The sequence below is a fragment of the Hydrogenophaga sp. BPS33 genome (assembly GCF_009859475.1).
Classification (GTDB): Bacteria; Pseudomonadota; Gammaproteobacteria; order Burkholderiales; family Burkholderiaceae_C; genus Hydrogenophaga.
In genome coordinates this window covers 772,814-789,247 of the sequence record NZ_CP044549.1, presented here as the reverse complement: position 1 = coordinate 789,247, position 16,434 = coordinate 772,814, and the positions used below count along the sequence as shown (strand labels likewise).

Below are 16,434 nucleotides of genomic sequence, written 5' to 3'. Positions count from 1 at the left end.
CTTCTTAAGCCTCGCCCGGCACGGGCAGCACCTTGAACCATTTCACCGCGCCGCCCTTGGTGTGCAGCACGGTAAAGCGCAGGCCGTCGAGTTCATGGACTTCGCCGCGCTTGGGCACATGGCCCATGGCGTGGGCGATCATGCCGCCGATGGTGTCGAAGTCCTCTTCCGACAACTTCTGGCCGAAGGATTCGTTGATGCGTTCGATCGGCGTGTCGCCGCTCACCCGCCAGGTGCTGTCGGCCAGGGCGAAGATGTCGCCGTCGTCTTCGGCCACGTCGAATTCGTCCTCGATCTCGCCCACGATCTCTTCCAGCACATCCTCGATGGTGATCAGCCCGGCCACGCGGCCGAACTCGTCGATCACGATCGCCAGGTGGTTGCGGTTGCCCCGGAACTCGCGCAGCAGGTCGTTGAGGCCCTTGCTCTCGGGCACGAAGGTGGCCGGGCGCAGCAGCGCGCGGATGTTGAGCTGCGGCGCGCGCTGCAGCTTGAGCAGGTCCTTGGCCAGCAGGATGCCAATGATGTTCTCCTGCTCGCCTTCGTACACCGGAAAGCGCGAGTGCGCGGTGTTGATGACCAGGTTCAGCAGCTCTTCGTAGGGCGCATCGATGTTGAGCACATCCATGCGCGGGGCCGCCACCATCACGTCGCCGGCGCTCATGTCGGCGATGCGGATCACGCCTTCGAGCATGACGCGCGATTCGGCGTTGATGATGTCGTTGTCCTCGGCATCGGCGAGGGTTTCGATCAACTCGTCCTTGGAATCCGGTCCAGGGTGGATGAACTCCGCGAGCTTTTGCAGGAAACCACGTTTGTCGGCATGCCGCAGGCTGCGCTGCGGCCCGCTACTGGGAGGGGAATCGGCCACTGAAGGAGGAGAAAGGTTGTAACAGAGCGAAAGGATACCCCATGCAGGTGGCAGGGCGCAAAGCCGCGCCGCCGTTCAGCCACGCACCTGGTTGCGCGCATCGCGCACGCCCTGGCGGATTTCCTGCAGCATCTCCAGCAGGCCCCAGAACTGCCTGGCCTGCGATTTCAGGTGGTAGTCGGTGTTGGCCACCTGCTGGTTGAGCAGCTCGGTGACACGCGAATCGAAGTCCGCCGGCGGCAGGCGCAGGTGCGCCTCGGATTCGGAGCCGTCGCGCTCGATCGCCGCGCCCGCCCGGCGCGCGATCCGCAGCATCGCCGTGTTCTCGGACAAGGCATGGATGAACAGCATGGTCACGCCCTCGTTGCGCGCGTGCATGACCGCGCGCTCGAAGAGCCGTCCGCCATAGCCGCGCCCGCGCACGTGCCTGGCCACGGACACGCCGAACTCGGCGCAGCTGTTGTATTGCGGGTCGACCGAGAACGCGAGGTGCGCCATGGCGATGAGTTCGAGCCGGCGGTTGAAGATGCCGAACACCTCGTCGCGCTCGAAGTTGAGCTGGTCCACATACCGGCGGATCTGTTCGTCGTTGGCGGCATAACCAAAGCGCAGGTAGCGGTCGTGCGGGTCGAGCGCGAGCAGGTGCGCTTCGATGCGGTCGATCTGCCCCGGCCCGATGGAGCGGATCGGCACCACCACCGAACCGGGCTTGCCGCCGGGCGCGGGTGGCGGTGGCGGCGCGTTCGAGTGGGTGGAATCAACCATGGGACGAATGTACGGGTCCAGCCTGTATCGGCAAGCCCCCATGCCCCGGAATCCGCCAGAACGCGACGGACGGAGCTCTCACAACGGCAATGCGGTGGTGCTTTTCACACGGTCCATCACGAAGCTGGTCTTGCAGTCCTGCACGCTGGGGTGTTTGAGCAAGGTGTCCATGATGAAGCGCGAATAGGCGGCCATGTCGGCCACCACCAGGCGCAGGTGAAAGTCCATGTCGCCGGTGAGCGCGGCGCACTCCACCACCTCGGGCCAGTTGAGCACGCTGGCGCGAAAGGTGTCCATGGGCGTGCGCTTGGCGCTGTCGCTGTGCTTCTCCAGCCGCACGCTGACGTGGGCGGTGAGCCCCAGCCCCACCGCCTCGGGCCGCACCAGCGCCACATAGCGGTCGATCACCTGGGTTTCTTCGAGCCGGCGCACCCGGCGCAGCACCGCGCTGGGCGAGAGACCGACCGACTCAGCGATCTGGTCGTAGGTGGCGCGGCCATCGGCCTGCAGGCTGCGCAAAATGGCGCGATCGAGCTTGTCCAATGCTTCCATCGCCAGCATTTTGCAATATTCATGCATTTTGGACGAATGGAACGCCACAAAACGCCGGAATCGTGACAACCTGCGCCGATACAGTGGCGCATCACCCTGACCTACCGGAGACCACCATGAACCGCCCCCTGCCCACCGCCGCCCGGACCGACGCCACCGCCTGGGACAACCCCATGGGCACCGATGGCTTCGAGTTCATCGAGTACGCCGCGCCAGACCCTGTGGCCATGGGCGCGCTGTTCGAGCGCATGGGTTTCAAGCCGATCGCCCGGCACCGCCACAAGGCCGTGACGCTGTACCGCCAGGGCGGGATCAACTTCATCCTCAACGCCGAACCCGACAGCTTCGCACAGCGCTTCGCCCGGCTGCATGGCCCCAGCGTGTGCGCGATCGCCTTTCGTGTGCGCGACGCCAAGGCGGCCTACGAGCGCGCGATTGCGCTGGGCGCCTGGGGCTACGCGCAATCGGCCGGCCCCGGTGAGCTGAACATCCCGGCCATCAAGGGCATTGGCGACTCGATCATCTATTTCATCGACAGATGGCGCGGCAAGAACGGCGCGAAAACCGGGGACATCGGCAACATCGGGTTCTACGACGTCGACTTCGAGCCCCTGCCCGGTGCCGAGCTCAACCCGGTCGGCCACGGCCTGACCTACATCGACCACCTCACACACAACGTGCACCGGGGCCGCATGGAAGAGTGGGCCGGGTTCTACGAGCGCCTGTTCAACTTCCGCGAGGTGCGCTACTTCGACATCGAGGGCCAGGCCACCGGTGTGAAGAGCAAGGCCATGACCAGCCCCTGCGGCAAGATCCGCATCCCGATCAACGAGGAAGGCAACGAGAAATCGGGCCAGATCCAGGAGTACCTGGACCGCTACCACGGCGAGGGCATCCAGCACATCGCCATGGGCTCGAACAACCTCTACGACACGGTGGACGCGCTCGAACTCAGCGGCGTGAAGCTGCTCAACACCAGCGAGACCTATTACGAGCTGCTGCCCAAGCGCATTCCGAACCACGGTGAGGACCTGGAAGCGCTGAAGCAACGCAACATCCTCGTCGATGGCCTGCCCGGCGAACTGCTGCTGCAGATCTTCAGCGAGAACCAACTGGGCCCGATCTTCTTCGAGTTCATCCAGCGCAAGGGCAACCAGGGCTTTGGCGAGGGCAACTTCAAGGCGCTGTTCGAGACCATGGAGCTCGACCAGATGCGCCGCGGCGTTCTGAAGTCTTGAGGCCTTCGCCATGGCCGTCGAACCCGTCGTCTATGGCGCCAGCGAACGCCCGCCGCGCGGCGACTACAGCCGCGCGCGGGCGGACTACACCTGCGCGCAGAACTGGGCCTCGTACACCGCGGCCGATCACGACACCTACCGCCGGCTCTATGAACGCCAGTCGGCCCTGTTGCCGGGCCTGGCCGCCGATGCCTTCATCGAAGCCTTGCCCTCGCTGGGCGTGAAAGACCACATTCCGCGCTTCGAGGACATCAACGAGCGCCTGCGGCCCGCCAGCGGATGGGAAATCGTGGCCGTGCCCGGCCTGATTCCCGAACGGCCCTTCTTCGAGCTGCTCGCGAACCGCCGGTTTCCGGTCACCGACTGGATCCGCACGCCGGCCGAGTTCGACTACATCGTCGAGCCCGATGTGTTCCACGATCTCTTCGGCCACGTGCCGCTGCTGTTCAACCCGGTGTTCGCCGACTACGTGCAACGCTACGGGCAGGGCGGACTCAAGGCCCACGATCTGGGCGCGGGCGAGCTGCTCTCGCGCCTGTACTGGTACACGATCGAGTTCGGCCTGATCCGGCAACCCGACGGGTTGCGCGCGTACGGCGCGGGCATTCTGAGTTCGTCCGGCGAGCTGCAATACAGCGTCACCAGCCCGCAGCCGCAACGCATCGCGCTCGACCTGCTGCGCTGCATGCGCACGCGCTACAAGATCGACGACTACCAGGCCACGTATTTCGTGATCGACAGCTTCGAACACCTGTTCGAAGTCACGTCACCTGACTTCACGCCACTCTACGACGCCGTGCGCTCGCTCGGCGATCTGACGCCCGATGCGAGCACCGCCAGCGACTCGTCCATCACCCTCGGGTGAAACGCCAGCGCCACGTGGGGCACGCCCGGCACGTGGCGGTTGTCGGCGCCCGGCAGCGTGGCGGTGGAGGCCGGAAAGACGATGCTGTCGCCATTCGAATACCAGCACAGGAAGTGCCCGTACGTCTGCGTGGGCCGGATCTGTGCCTCGCGCGCGAACAGGGCGCCCAGCCAGTCGCCGCCCACCCGCATCTGGCGGCCATTGGCCACGCGGCTGAAGCGTCCCAGCCAGGTGCCTCTGTGCGGGCTGCCGATGGTGACCATGCCGAGCACCGGCACTTCTGGTTCCATCGCGGCCCAGGCCCGCGCCACCAGCCCTCCCATGCTGTGGCACACCAGCAGCGGCGGGCGCCCCGTGAGCGCGTGGGCACGCCGCACCGCGTCGCTCATGAGCGGCAGGTAGTCGTCGATGTCGCCGAACACCGGCTCCAGGTTGACCGAGGTATAGGGGATGCCCTGTGCCCGCAAGCGGCGCATCCAGGGCAACCAGAAACCGCGGTTGCAGACGAAGCCGTGCACGAACACCACCGCGGGCGAGGCGCTTGTCGCTGGCCGCACGACGTCGTCCGGCAGGTTGGCCCAGCGGAACGGCTGCCGCCATGCGAACACCTTCAGGCCCATGCGCACTTCCTGCCACCATGCCCCGACCGCCCCGCCGAACGACAGACGCGGCGTGGGGTCGCCGCGGTTGACCCAGGTCGACATCACCCCTTCGAACGCCAGCACCACGGCATACCCGCCCAGCGCCAGTGCCGCGCCCACCAGCGCCACCAGAGGGGAGCGCGACCACCACACCACGGCCCAGACCATCGCGAAGACCAGGGCCGCCAACACCATGGCTTGCTGCAAACGCGCCAGGGCGGAATGGCGCATAGCGAGGGGTGGCGTTTCTCGTTCATCGGGCTTGGACATGCGCCGAACTATCGCACGGCATCCACGCGCCGGAATAGACTGGCGCGTCCTCCACTCCCAGCCGCCCCATGACCACCAGACCCAGCGCCGCCGAACAGATCCGCAGCCATCTGGAACGCGTCAGCGCCCTGCGCCAGCAAGCCAGCTCCGCCGGACTGGACCGCGCCGTGCGCGGTGTGAAGGAACTGCAGGCCCAGCGCTTTCGCGCCACCTACGGCGACTTCCTGCGCCACCCGGTCTACGCGCCCACCGCACGCTTCTTTCTGGACGAGCTCTACGGCGTGCACGATTTTGCGCAGCGCGATGCGCAATTCGCTCGCATTGCCGGCGCGCTGGAGCGCCTGTTCCCCGAGGCCGTGGCGCAGCTCGCGATCGATCTGGCCGAAGCACATGCGCTGACCGAGGTGCTGGACCACGAGATGGCCACCTACTGGCTGGCACAGGCCGACACCTTGCCCGACGCCCTGCGCTACACACGGGCCTGGCGCCTCACGGGAAACCGCGAGGCGCGCGCGCGCCAGTTGGCGGTCGTGCAGCACATGGGGCAGGAGTTGCAGCGGCTCACGCGCATGAAGCCCTTGCGCCTGGCCCTTCGCATGATGCGCAACCCGGCGCGCGCCGCAGGGCTGGATGCCCTGCAACATTTCCTGGAGAGCGGCTTCGATGCCTTTGCTTCTCTGGGCGATGCGCGCGCGTTCCTGGACACCATCCACGAGCGCGAGTTGCGCTGGATCGACCTGCTCTTCGACGCCAGCGAATCCGACTGCCGCGATGCGCTGTCGGCCGAGCTGGCCCGCGCGCCGTCCCCGCCGTGATCCTGTGCTTTGCGTGACAGCGCGTTAGGGCTGGCCCGGTACCGCCACCCGCCCCGGTTCGCCAGAATGGCACTTCCTCACACTCCGGCGTGATCCCATGACCCGACCCTGGCTCTCCCAATACCCCGAAGGCGTGCCGCACGACGTGGCACCCGAACAGTACCGCTCCGTCTCTGCGTTGCTGGAGGAGTCCTTCAAGACGAACGCGCGCGAACCGGTGTGCGTCTGCATGGAGCGGTGGATGCGCTACGGCGAGCTGGACGAGCTCAGCGCGGCCTTGGGGGCGTGGTTGGAGGCACGCGGACTCGTGCCGGGCGCGCGCGTGGCCATCATGCTGCCCAACGTGCCGCAATTCCTCATTGCCATGGCGGCCGTGCTGCGCGCTGGCTACACCGTGGTCAACGTCAACCCGCTCTACACCGCCCGCGAACTGGAGCACCAGCTCAAGGACTCCGGCGCGCAGGCCATCGTCATCCTGGAGAACTTCGCGCACACATTGGAGGACGTGATCGACCAGACCTCGGTGGAACACGTGGTGATCGCCAGCCTGGGCGATCAGCTCGGCTTCTGGTACGGGCGCTGGATCACCTTCGCCGTGCGCCATCTGGCCAAGATGGTGCCCGCCTACCAGTTGCCCCGCAGCGGTCCGCTCGGCAAGCGCACCATCGTCAGCTTCCGCGACGCGCTCGCCGAAGGCAGCACCCTGCACCTCAAGCCCAACCAGGACACGCTCGACTCGACCGCGTTCCTGCAGTACACGGGCGGCACCACAGGCCTGTCCAAGGGAGCGGTGCTCACGCACCGCAACATCGTGGCCGCCATCTTGCAGGCCGAGGCCTGGTTCAAGCCCGCGCTGGACCGCGTGGGCGATCCGCGCAAAGTCAATGGCATCGCGGCGCTGCCGCTGTACCACATCTTCGCCCTCACGCTGAGCCTGCTGTCCATCCGCAACGGGGCGTTCCTGACCCTGATCCCCAACCCGCGTGACATCCCGCAATTCGTGGCCACGCTCAAGCGGCGGCCGTTCCACCTCCTGCCGGCCGTGAACACGCTGTTCAACGCGCTGCTCCAGAGCCCGCAATTCCGCCAGCTCGATTTCTCGAACCTGGTGATGTCGCAAGCCGGCGGCATGGCCGCCTCCGAAGGCACGGCACGGCAGTGGCGCGCCGCGACGGGCTGCACCATGATCGAAGGTTGGGGCATGAGCGAAACCTGCGCCATCGGCACCAACAACCCGGTCACCAGCACGCAGTTCAGCGGCACGATCGGCCTGCCCTTGCCGGGCATCGACATCGCCATCAAGGACGACGAAGGCCGCAGCCTGTCCATCGGCGAAACGGGCGAGATCTGCATCAAAGGCCCCAACGTGATGACGGGCTACTACAACCAACCGGTGGAAACCGCGAACGCCTTCACCCCCGATGGCTTCATGCGCACCGGCGACGTGGGCATCATGGACGCGCAAGGCTTCACGCGCATCGTCGACCGCAAGAAAGACATGATCCTGGTCTCCGGCTTCAACGTGTTCCCGAGCGAACTCGAGAACGTCATTTCGATGTGCCCGGGGGTACTCGAATGCGCCGCCATCGGCGTGGCGGATGCCAAGCAGGGCGAATCGGTCAAGGTCTTCGTCGTGCGCTCGGACCCCACGCTGCGCGAAGAAGACGTGATCCGTTACTGCCAGTCCCATCTCACCGGCTACAAGATGCCCAAGCACATCGAGTTCCGCGACGAACTGCCCAAGAGCAACGTGGGCAAGATCCTGCGCCGCGCGCTGCGTTCGCCCCAGGCCACGGCCTGACGCGGCCCCATGCCATCCGAAGCCGCCACCCTCCCCCCCGGCCATGCCGCGCTGGCGCGCGCGGGCGTGACCTGCCTGGAACGCGGGTGGCTGTCGGCGAACAACATCCTGATCCGCGGCGATGGCCCGAGCGCCCTGGTCGATTCGGGCTACGCCACCCACGCCGGGCAAACCGTGGCCCTGGTCGGGGCCTCGCTGGGCGCGCAGCCACTGGATCTCCTGCTCAACACCCACCTGCACAGCGACCATTGCGGCGGCAATGCCGCCTTGCAAGACACCTACCCGGCGCTGCAGACCCTGATACCCCCCGGGCAGGCCCAGGCGGTGGCCCGCTGGGACGCGGATGCCCTGTCGTACGAGGCCACGGGCCAGCTCTGCCCGCGGTTCGCCTTTCAGTCGATCCTGTCGCCCGGCACATCGATCCGGCTGGGCTCCTGGGACTGGGACATTCATGCGGCCAAAGGCCACGACCCCCACTCCATCGTGCTGTTCCAACCCCGGCACCGCTTGCTGATCTCGGCCGACGCGCTGTGGGAAAACGGCTTCGGCGTGGTGTTCCCCGAACTCGAAGGCGTTGCGGCATTCGACGAGGTCGCCGATACCTTGAGCTTGATCGAAGAGCTCGATCCCGCGACCGTCATCCCGGGGCATGGAGCGGTGTTCGAAGACGTCGGTGCGGCGCTGGCGCGCGCGCGCAGCCGCCTGGAGCAGTTCGTCGCGAACCCCGACAAGCACCGCCGGCACGCGCTCAAGGTGCTGCTCAAGTTCAAGTTGCTGGAATGGCAAACGGTGTCCCTGGAGGCCATGCACGCCTGGGCGCGCAACACCTGGTACTTCAGGAACGCCATGCCGAGCGCCTGCCAGGCAGACCCCGCCCAGAGCCGGGAGTGGCTCCTGTCGCTCCTATCTGAACTTGAGCGAAGCCAGGCGCTGGTGATCCATGGAGATCGCATCGAAAACCGATAGGAGGCTGCAACCTGACCGGTCTCAACACCATGAAAGCTCGTTAAATCGAGCATTGGGCCAACAAGACTCGATTTAACGAGTAAGACTTGTCAACAGCCCCAAGCCGGTGCGTGCTGTGGCTGGCCAAGTTAGGCAGCCGCAAAGACAGCGTTGACATTCCCGCCATCGAATGCGCCGCATTGCGCCTGGCCGCCACCGCCGGGCTGCAGGTGCCGCCTGTAGAGGTGCGCAACGTGGGCGAGCGCAAGGCCATGCTCATCCGGCGGTTTGACCGTTACCGGGCAAAGCCGGGCACTGCGTTGAGTGCAGGCGAAGACCCGCTTGCCACGCAACCAGGCGGCGGGCGCACCGAACACCGCATGGGATTCGTGAGCGGGCTCACGCTGGTGGCTTGCGACGAAACCGAATCGCGCACCAAGGCCTACGCCGACCTCGCACAAGCCGTGCGCAGCCACTGCCACACGAGCGTGATTCGCTCGGACAACGAAGAGCTGTTCAGGCGCATGGTCTACAACATCCTGGTCAGCAACGACGACGACCACTTGCGCAACCACGGGTTTGTGGGGGACCCACGCCTGCTCGGTTGGCGCCTGAGCCCGCTCTACGACGTGTTGCCGCGCGCCAGCCACGCGACCGAACGCTTTCTGCACTTGGGCGTTGGGCCGCGAGGGCGCTTGGCCACCTTGGACAACGCGCTGGCTTCACACGACATGTTCACCCTCTCGCGGGCAACGGCTTGTGGGTTGATCGCAGAGATCTGGGCGGTTGTGCGGGAGTGGCGGGTTCACTTTGAAGGCTTTGGCGTTGCGGGGGTGGACATGGAGAAGATTGCGCCGGCGTTTCGGCATCTTGACGATGTGTCCTCGACGGCGTTGCGTCGGGAGATGAATTGATGGGTTGGTTCGAATGACTTCCAAAGATTGGGGGCTGCCTTTCAGAATTGGTGGTAGGACGACCGTTGAGACTTCCGCACCGGCCACTCGAGTCTGGCAGCTCTTGTGATGGCCTGAGAACGGCTGCTCCTGTCCGTGGCGACAGGTCGAGATTGCACCTCAACAGACTTACGCTCCGAGGAAAGAGATCACCATGCCCGAGAATCATTGCCGATGCTGTTGACCCAACTAAGCACGGCGCAGATTCCTGCCGTCTACCATGAGTTCGCCGATTTCATCGGCGAAAACCACTGGCGCAACCGCGTCAGCCAGCTTGAAGCTGAGATCCGCGGCAACCGATTCCTCGGGCACCTCCTCAGGAAGGAGAATTCACTAGCCTACCAACTGGCGGAGCTTGCAGAGCTGCGGCGGCGATATGGCAGCGTCCCTCTATTGGAAGTCAACAACCAGCAGCGGTACGCTTCGATGGCCTTTGCTGCCCAGGCGCTTTCCATCGTGCAGTCACGGCCCGCCCCGCTTGCCGAACAGTTTCGCCGCAGGATTCACGATGCGCTCAAGAAGCCTGAAGCGATGCGAGGCCTACGGTTGGAGCTCAGCGCCGCGACGCACTTCTCCAGACGTTCGACCAAGCTTACGTGGCCGGAAATGTCCGGAATTGGGACATACGACCTACTGATCCCCGAGTTAGGCCCAAGTGGGCTTGAAGTGGAATGCAAGTCCATCGGTGAAGACAAGGGAAGGCGCATTCACAAGCGAGAGGCGCTAGATTTCTACGGCTTGCTCTGGCCCCACACTAAGCCGCTTCTCGTGGGCTTGCGCACAGGGTTCTCAGCCGTTCTTACGCTGCCTGGGAGACTTCCCGAGAAACACGCGCAGCGTGTCGCTCTTGCCCAAGCCTTCGCGAAGGCGATCTCCAACAGGGCTTCGGGGCCGCTGGTTCATGGCGCTGAGGCCCGCATCGTAGAGTTCGACGTCGCCGAAGTGGGTGAAATCCATGACGGGTACGTTTCTCCACATGCGCGGGCCGTCCTTGAAAAGATCAGCCAAACTCACAACCGCGAGACGGTAGTTATCGGATCGCAAGCTGGTGGGGCGCTTGCTTTGACGCTACAGAGCGAGCAGGACGACACGCTGCTAAAGGCAGTATTCGATACCCTTAGCGACTCATCGCGCAGACAGCTCAGCGGCATGCGTGGCGCGATTTTTGTTGTTGGTCTGAGCGGGATTGAAGGAGACCAGCTTTTGAAAGTCGCCAAGAGCGACAACAGCGGATCTCCGTCCGCATTGCAGCTCGCCGTGAGCCAGTTCCTGAGCGGCTGTGGCCGGGACCATGTCGTGGGCGTTGTATTCTTCAGCGAAGGCGCTCTCCGTCCAGGCACAGATGGCGTCATCGACTCCGGGGGTACCGCCTACTACTTCCCGAAGCGGCAAACCCCCTACTGGTCGGAGGACTTCACTGGGCTTTGGACATCGCTCGGCGTGGAGCGCGATGGGTAATAGGGCCGCAACGGACCGGTGCAGCGCTTGTCGAATCCTTTGGAGAACACGCTCGCCAGCGTTGAACAGTTACGATGCGCAGCAAGGAGTTGAACTGCATGGACAAGAGCAGTCAGAGCGCGGAGATCGTTTGCGGCCGTTATGAGGTCGTTGAAGCCTTGAAGCCGGGTGGAATGGCCCGTGTGTTCCGGGTCAAGGACCGCAGCACCCAGCTCACCCTGGCCCTGAAGCTACCGATGGCGCCGTCGACAGACGCGCAAGCCACTCTGGCGTTCAACCGCGAGCGTGAGGCGTTGGAGGAGTTACGGCACCCGAACATCGTCCAGTTGGTAGATTCGGGCCGTACCGACGAGGGCGAACTTTTCCTGGCACTCGAGTGGCTACCCACCTGCCTCAGCGAGAAACTGGCCGAGGGCCGCCGATGGACCTGGGAGGACTTCTACGTGGACGTCGGTGCGCCGCTGGTGTCGGCCCTGGCTGCGGCGCACAAGCGATACATCGCCCACCGCGACATCAAGCCTGATAACTTGCGCTTCGACGAATTCGGCATGCTCAAGGTCACTGACTTTGGCATTGCCAAGGCCCGTGGCGGCGTCGGCATCGGTGAGACCTTCAAGCACGCTGGCTCGCCGCCCTACACACCGCCCGAGGCCGACGATGGAACGAACTCCTTCGCGCGTGACAGCTACTCCTGGGCGGCGGTCGCATTGACATGCCTGACGGGCACAACCTTCGCGAACTACGACGAAGTCAAGTACGGCCTTGCGGCACTGTCGGCGCGCACCTCGCCACTGGAGATCCTGCAGCGTTGCCTGTCGCTCAGTCCGTTGGAGCGTCCTGCCAACGCGACAGACCTGCAGATGCAGCTCGACGCCTTCCATCGGGAATTCACAGACGGCCGTCCGCTGCAGATCACGGTGCAGATCAGTACGCGCGACCTGAGCGAGCTGGCGCAGAAGCTCGGTGACCGCCGACCGGATGAAACGTTGATACTGCTACGGCGCGACCTCAATGGCTCGTTGCATGCCTACATTGTCAACGAAGAGGATCGCACGGTGCGACTGCTGGGTGCCACGCTGGATGTGACTTGCAAGGCGCTGGACGACAGTGAGCTCTTCCGCATTCAAAGTGTGAGGCTACTGGAGCCTGAGCGCGCCGAGAAGGAACGACGCCTAGCATGCGAGTTGCGAATGGTGACCGTGGACATTCTGGCGCCCCTCTCGCCCGCGCGCCAAGCTGGAAACCAGCGGGCGTTCTGGCTGCGTCTTCAGACAGAAGAAGGGCATCGCAGTCGCGAACGCGATCGTGTCGCCCGAGAGCGTTGGTTCGATTGCTGGGCGGCAGTGCTGCGCGAAAAGGAACGCATCCAGAAAAGCCGGCGGCTGCGCATCAACTTCACCAACATGCGCTCGCAGGGCAATAACGCGGTTGCCCACTGCGAAGGCGAGCTCAATGCGGACGCCCTCCCGGAATCGCTGGTTTTCAAGCTGCCCTCGGGCCGCCCGCTGTTCTTCGCGGTTCATAGTGTCTTCGGCGAAGAGATCACTTTGCGCCCGCTCAACCTGAACGATGATCCGCTACCTAAGGGGCCCGGAGTGCTGGAGTCTAACTACCATGCCGAAAGCCAACCTGTCTCCCGGCAACGCACGGCGCTCGAGAACGTGCGCCGAGATCGCGCCGCGTCGCCGGACCTCAAGACGCTTCTGTGCCATCCGGCCAGCGCCCGAGAGCCCGACCAAGGGGGGCTCCCGCCTGACTGCGCCAAGGACCTGAACGACGAGAAGCGCGCCCTCTTAGAGCTCGCCCTCGGCGTAAATGGCATTCTGATTTTGGAAGGCCCCCCAGGGACCGGCAAGACTACGTTCATCGCTGAGCTGATCGGGCTCTACTTGAACATCTTTCCCGCCGCGCGCATCCTGCTCTCATCCCAGACCCACACTGCGCTGGACCACGTCATCGTCAAGCTGCTAGAGAAGGGGATGGAGCAGGTCATGGTTCGCATCCATGGCGAGCGCCTTGAGAAGATCGATGAGCGGGCTCTCCCGCTGACGCTAGACATCAAAACGCGCACCTGGATCGAACGGGTAGAGGAGCGTGCACGTGAGCACCTGCGCGCCCAGGCGAAACAGGTGGGTCTGAATGCCGAAGAGGTGGAAGTCGTGGTACTCGGTGAGCAGCGGCACATTCTGCTGGCCGAACTGCGGGAGCAGCAGGCACGACTAGCGATACTGACGAGCAGCATGGCCGAAAAGTCCACCGGAGAAGAGGAGGACGCCGAGGTGACCAAGACCTCTACTCTGCTCGACGAGCAGACGCAGGTTGCCGAGCAGGTCAAGATCCTGCAGCGCCGTCTAAAGAAGGTCGACGAGAAACTCTATGCGTGCGGCGCGTATGGTCAGGCGGTGGCCTCCCAGTCCGACGAAATCAGCAAGGAATGGATGGAGGCGCTTAGCAAACCGGATGCACCCGATGCCGAAGTGCTCAAGCGCCATGTTGAGCTGCAGCTGGAGTGGTTCAGCAGGCTCGGTGCCTCGAAGAACTTCCACGGTGCGGTGCTTGGAGAAGCCCGCGTGGTGGCCGGCACCTGCGTCGGTCTGGGCAGCGTCCAGGCCATCGGCGAGCAGGTGTTTGACCTGTGCATCGTGGACGAGGTCTCGAAGGCCACTCCCACCGAGACGCTCATTCCGATGAGCCGAAGCAAGCGGTGGGTGCTGGTGGGCGACCCAAAGCAGCTTCCGCCCTACTCGGAACTGGACCGTAACAAAGTTCTAGAGCAGCGCTTCCCAATCGAGGAAGCGGAAGCGACGCTGCTCGACATCCTCACGCCTCAGCTCCCCAGGTTGTGCAAGGCGCAGCTGACGGAACAGCGGCGCATGGTGGGCGGGATAGGCCGGCTGATCAGCGAAGTGTTCTACGAGGGCAAGCTCGTCACGATCCGCAAGGCGGAAGATCGCAACCCCGTGGCCGCGAAGTTGCATGGACACGAGGTGGAATGGCACACGACCGCTGCGCTCAAGCAGCGCCGTGACCAGGAGATGCCGGGTCGGACCTACAGGAACGCAACCGAGGCGACCATCGTGTATCAGATCCTGGAGCGCCTGAACGACGCCAACCGCGGCCGGGCGCCGCTCAGCGTGGCAGTCATTGCAGGCTACTCTGCTCAGGTCAATGAGCTGGACCAGCGCTTACGAGGGACCGCCAAACCGCTGCAGAACCTTCAAATCGACATAAACACTGTGCACGCCTTCCAAGGCAAAGACGCCGACATCTGCATCTACAGTGTGACCCGCTCCAACGACCGGGGTCGGCTTGGGTTCCAACGCGAAACGCCTCTCCTGAACGTGGCGTTGTCCCGTGGGCGCGATGCTCTGATCATCGTCGGCGACGACGATTTCTGCCGCTCGGTCAACGTCGAAAACCCCTTCCGCCCCGTCTTGGCCCACATCGACAATAACCCTGCCGAGTGCGCGATCGTCTGCCATGATCGAATTTGACGCAGTCGCGGAGCAATACCAGAAGATGGACGGCATGCCGCTCATCGACTACCTGCCGATTGGACTTCCGATCTATCTGCTGTCGCTGGACAGCTTGGTCGCGGAGAAGCGCAACCTCATGCCGGTGGAGGAATTTATCCTCAAGGCCATCCTGGCAGGCGTACGCTCGACCGCCGACGTGGTGGGCCTGCTTGGACTCGGCACGGAATACGGCACCAAGGTCGTCAACTCCCTGTCGGACGACGAGTACCTGTCGCATACGCCCCAGTTGACGCTGCGCCCACGGGGGATCGCCGTGCTCAGCGAGGCCGGCGAACGGCGCATCGAAGAGAGAGCCGTGTCACTCGCCTGGAACCCACTGATTCAAGGGGTTGTCAAGACCCGACTCGCCACGCTCGAGCGAGGCAGGGCGCTCGCACTTGAACGCATGGTCCGACTGCCGCCCCCAAGCACCCGCTTGCCGGCATTGGTTGACCTTCCCTTGGAGCTTTCCGGAAATCAGCTGCGCGATGGGGAGCAGCTGATCCGCTTTTTGTCGGTTCTGCGACGCACCTTGCGCTATGTTCCGGCGGTGTTGCTGCTGTACGCGCGTAGCAAAGGGGCCGAACCCTTGGCCCGGGTTGCAATTGATGGTGTCATCGACAGCCCTTGCAGCGACGCTATCGCCAAACATGAATTGCTGCCTCGTCTCGGTATGGACAGTCTGTTCAACCGTCGCTCGGGCGCCATTGCAGTGGAACAGCGCATCAAGCCGCTCGGGGTTCTGCCCGGCAACGGTTCACTAGCCGATCTGCTGAAAACCAAGAGCACGCTTCAACTCGGCATCACAGCCCTAGAGCGGCAGGACTCCGACGCAGCGGCCACTAAACTCAACGCCAAGAAGGGGGAACTGGTTGCGGTTCTCCAGCAGCTAGAGCAGATCCCGGTGCGCTGTCTGCTGCCGTTCGAAGTGCCTCAGTTGGTGGACTACGCGTTGCAGAAAGCCAAACGCGAGATCCTGATCACAACAACTTTGCCCGTTGCCTCACGCATGACGCCGATGCGGTTGTTGTTTCTGGATCAAGCGTTGAAGCGAGGCGTCATGGTGCGCATCCTCATCTCAGATCGTCCGGTCGAGGAGGAGTGGCCGGAAAGCCCTGGGATATTACTGCGCAAGCTCAACGACATGGCGACACATCACAAAAGCCTGGACCTCTCCTTCCTCAAGGACACCGACCGCGTAGTGTTCGAAGTGAGAACGGACGATGTGATGCTCGGTGTATCTAACGAGCCCCCTCTGGGCCTTCGCAGTCGCGAACCGTTGGCACGTGCCTTCTGCGGGTACCAGCTCTCGGGCAGCAAGCCTGTTCTGGCGTATTCCAACAACTATCTGAGCGAGCAGGCATTAAGCACGATTGGGAAGATCAAAATCCCGTTACTCGCGCAAAAGAAAAGAAGCGCGGTGGCGAAGCCCTAAACGCGATGCTGCCTGGCGGAGCGAATGGCTGAATGCCATACGCAAGCGTCGAACTCGTTTGGCGGCTCTTGCACCAGTGCATCCAGACCGGGTGCTCGGTCGTCGCATAGCTACGCTGGCTATGACTTGCATACCGGACATTGCACGCGTAATAGCTGATGTCTGACAACGCTGCACAGCCGTCCTCCGCCCAGACCCCTTCGCCCTCACTTCCATAGCTATACTCCGCCCGTCAAGCCTCACGCTTGATCGGGATTGGACTCCCGGTTCGCAGCTATTACCGTGAAAGCCGTAGGCATGCTCCGCGTGC

The 16,434-nt window shown here is 64.0% G+C and carries 13 protein-coding genes; 9 read left to right on the top strand and 4 right to left on the bottom strand.

What is annotated here, in order from left to right:
• Positions 1–4: 4 nt before the first annotated feature.
• The 3 genes from F9K07_RS03805 to F9K07_RS03795 form a co-directional block, all read right to left on the bottom strand.
• Positions 5–871: an HlyC/CorC family transporter gene (locus tag F9K07_RS03805; RefSeq protein WP_201451510.1), complete on the bottom strand. Its 867-nt coding sequence runs from the start codon at positions 869–871 to the stop codon at positions 5–7.
• 75 nt (positions 872–946) lie between these two features.
• Positions 947–1,636, bottom strand: a complete 690-nt coding sequence (locus F9K07_RS03800) for a GNAT family N-acetyltransferase (RefSeq protein ID WP_159589537.1) — start codon at positions 1,634–1,636, stop codon at positions 947–949.
• 78 nt (positions 1,637–1,714) lie between these two features.
• A complete protein-coding gene (locus F9K07_RS03795; protein WP_159589535.1) occupies positions 1,715–2,188 on the bottom strand; it encodes an Lrp/AsnC family transcriptional regulator in 474 nt (157 codons plus the stop codon).
• A gap of 116 nt (positions 2,189–2,304) precedes the next feature.
• Here F9K07_RS03795 and hppD point away from each other — a divergent pair, with 116 nt between their 5' ends.
• Both hppD and phhA read left to right on the top strand, forming a co-directional pair.
• Positions 2,305–3,426 (top strand): 4-hydroxyphenylpyruvate dioxygenase, encoded by a 1,122-nt coding sequence (hppD, locus tag F9K07_RS03790; protein WP_159589533.1) that lies wholly within the window; start codon positions 2,305–2,307, stop codon positions 3,424–3,426.
• 10 nt (positions 3,427–3,436) lie between these two features.
• Entirely contained in the window at positions 3,437–4,291 is an 855-nt protein-coding gene (gene phhA / locus F9K07_RS03785; RefSeq protein WP_159589531.1) for a phenylalanine 4-monooxygenase, read from the top strand.
• Here the strand turns inward: phhA and F9K07_RS03780 are convergent.
• Positions 4,213–5,163, bottom strand: a complete 951-nt coding sequence (locus F9K07_RS03780) for an esterase/lipase family protein (protein ID WP_159589529.1) — start codon at positions 5,161–5,163, stop codon at positions 4,213–4,215. The genes phhA and F9K07_RS03780 overlap by 79 nt on opposite strands.
• Positions 5,164–5,270: 107 nt before the next feature.
• Between F9K07_RS03780 and F9K07_RS03775 the strand changes: the two genes are divergently transcribed.
• The 7 genes from F9K07_RS03775 to F9K07_RS03745 all read left to right on the top strand — a co-directional run bounded on the left by F9K07_RS03775 (position 5,271) and on the right by F9K07_RS03745 (position 16,124).
• Entirely contained in the window at positions 5,271–6,017 is a 747-nt protein-coding gene (locus F9K07_RS03775) for an FFLEELY motif protein (protein ID WP_236581788.1), read from the top strand.
• Positions 6,018–6,114: 97 nt separating this feature from the next.
• Positions 6,115–7,818 carry an AMP-binding protein gene (locus F9K07_RS03770; RefSeq protein WP_159589527.1) on the top strand — a complete coding sequence of 568 codons (1,704 nt, stop codon included), beginning with the start codon at positions 6,115–6,117 and terminating at the stop codon, positions 7,816–7,818.
• Between the two features lie 9 nt (positions 7,819–7,827).
• Complete coding sequence (locus F9K07_RS03765) at positions 7,828–8,784, top strand: MBL fold metallo-hydrolase (protein ID WP_159589525.1); 957 nt, start codon at positions 7,828–7,830, stop codon at positions 8,782–8,784.
• Positions 8,785–8,870: 86 nt separating this feature from the next.
• The gene (locus F9K07_RS03760) at positions 8,871–9,677 is read left to right on the top strand and encodes a type II toxin-antitoxin system HipA family toxin (RefSeq protein WP_159589523.1); all 807 of its coding nucleotides are present in this window, start codon (positions 8,871–8,873) and stop codon (positions 9,675–9,677) included.
• Positions 9,678–9,890: 213 nt separating this feature from the next.
• Positions 9,891–11,174 (top strand): hypothetical protein, encoded by a 1,284-nt coding sequence (locus tag F9K07_RS03755; protein WP_159589521.1) that lies wholly within the window; start codon positions 9,891–9,893, stop codon positions 11,172–11,174.
• Between the two features lie 98 nt (positions 11,175–11,272).
• Entirely contained in the window at positions 11,273–14,668 is a 3,396-nt protein-coding gene (locus F9K07_RS03750) for an AAA domain-containing protein (protein ID WP_159589519.1), read from the top strand.
• Positions 14,655–16,124 carry a hypothetical protein gene (locus F9K07_RS03745; protein ID WP_159589517.1) on the top strand — a complete coding sequence of 490 codons (1,470 nt, stop codon included), beginning with the start codon at positions 14,655–14,657 and terminating at the stop codon, positions 16,122–16,124. The genes F9K07_RS03750 and F9K07_RS03745 overlap by 14 nt, the downstream gene beginning before the upstream one ends.
• Positions 16,125–16,434: the final 310 nt, after the last annotated feature.

Bases quoted from the DNA above. Each gene is read 5' to 3' on its own strand.
- F9K07_RS03800 (WP_159589537.1), bottom strand. From the start codon at position 1,636: ATGGTTGATTCCACCCACTCGAACGCGCCGCCACCGCCACCCGCGCCC.
- F9K07_RS03795 (WP_159589535.1), bottom strand. From the start codon at position 2,188: ATGGAAGCATTGGACAAGCTCGATCGCGCCATTTTGCGCAGCCTGCAG.
- hppD (WP_159589533.1), top strand. From the start codon at position 2,305: ATGAACCGCCCCCTGCCCACCGCCGCCCGGACCGACGCCACCGCCTGG.
- phhA (WP_159589531.1), top strand. From the start codon at position 3,437: ATGGCCGTCGAACCCGTCGTCTATGGCGCCAGCGAACGCCCGCCGCGC.
- F9K07_RS03780 (WP_159589529.1), bottom strand. From the start codon at position 5,163: ATGCGCCATTCCGCCCTGGCGCGTTTGCAGCAAGCCATGGTGTTGGCG.
- F9K07_RS03775 (WP_236581788.1), top strand. From the start codon at position 5,271: ATGACCACCAGACCCAGCGCCGCCGAACAGATCCGCAGCCATCTGGAA.
- F9K07_RS03770 (WP_159589527.1), top strand. From the start codon at position 6,115: ATGACCCGACCCTGGCTCTCCCAATACCCCGAAGGCGTGCCGCACGAC.
- F9K07_RS03765 (WP_159589525.1), top strand. From the start codon at position 7,828: ATGCCATCCGAAGCCGCCACCCTCCCCCCCGGCCATGCCGCGCTGGCG.
- F9K07_RS03755 (WP_159589521.1), top strand. From the start codon at position 9,891: ATGCTGTTGACCCAACTAAGCACGGCGCAGATTCCTGCCGTCTACCAT.
- F9K07_RS03750 (WP_159589519.1), top strand. From the start codon at position 11,273: ATGGACAAGAGCAGTCAGAGCGCGGAGATCGTTTGCGGCCGTTATGAG.
- F9K07_RS03745 (WP_159589517.1), top strand. From the start codon at position 14,655: ATGATCGAATTTGACGCAGTCGCGGAGCAATACCAGAAGATGGACGGC.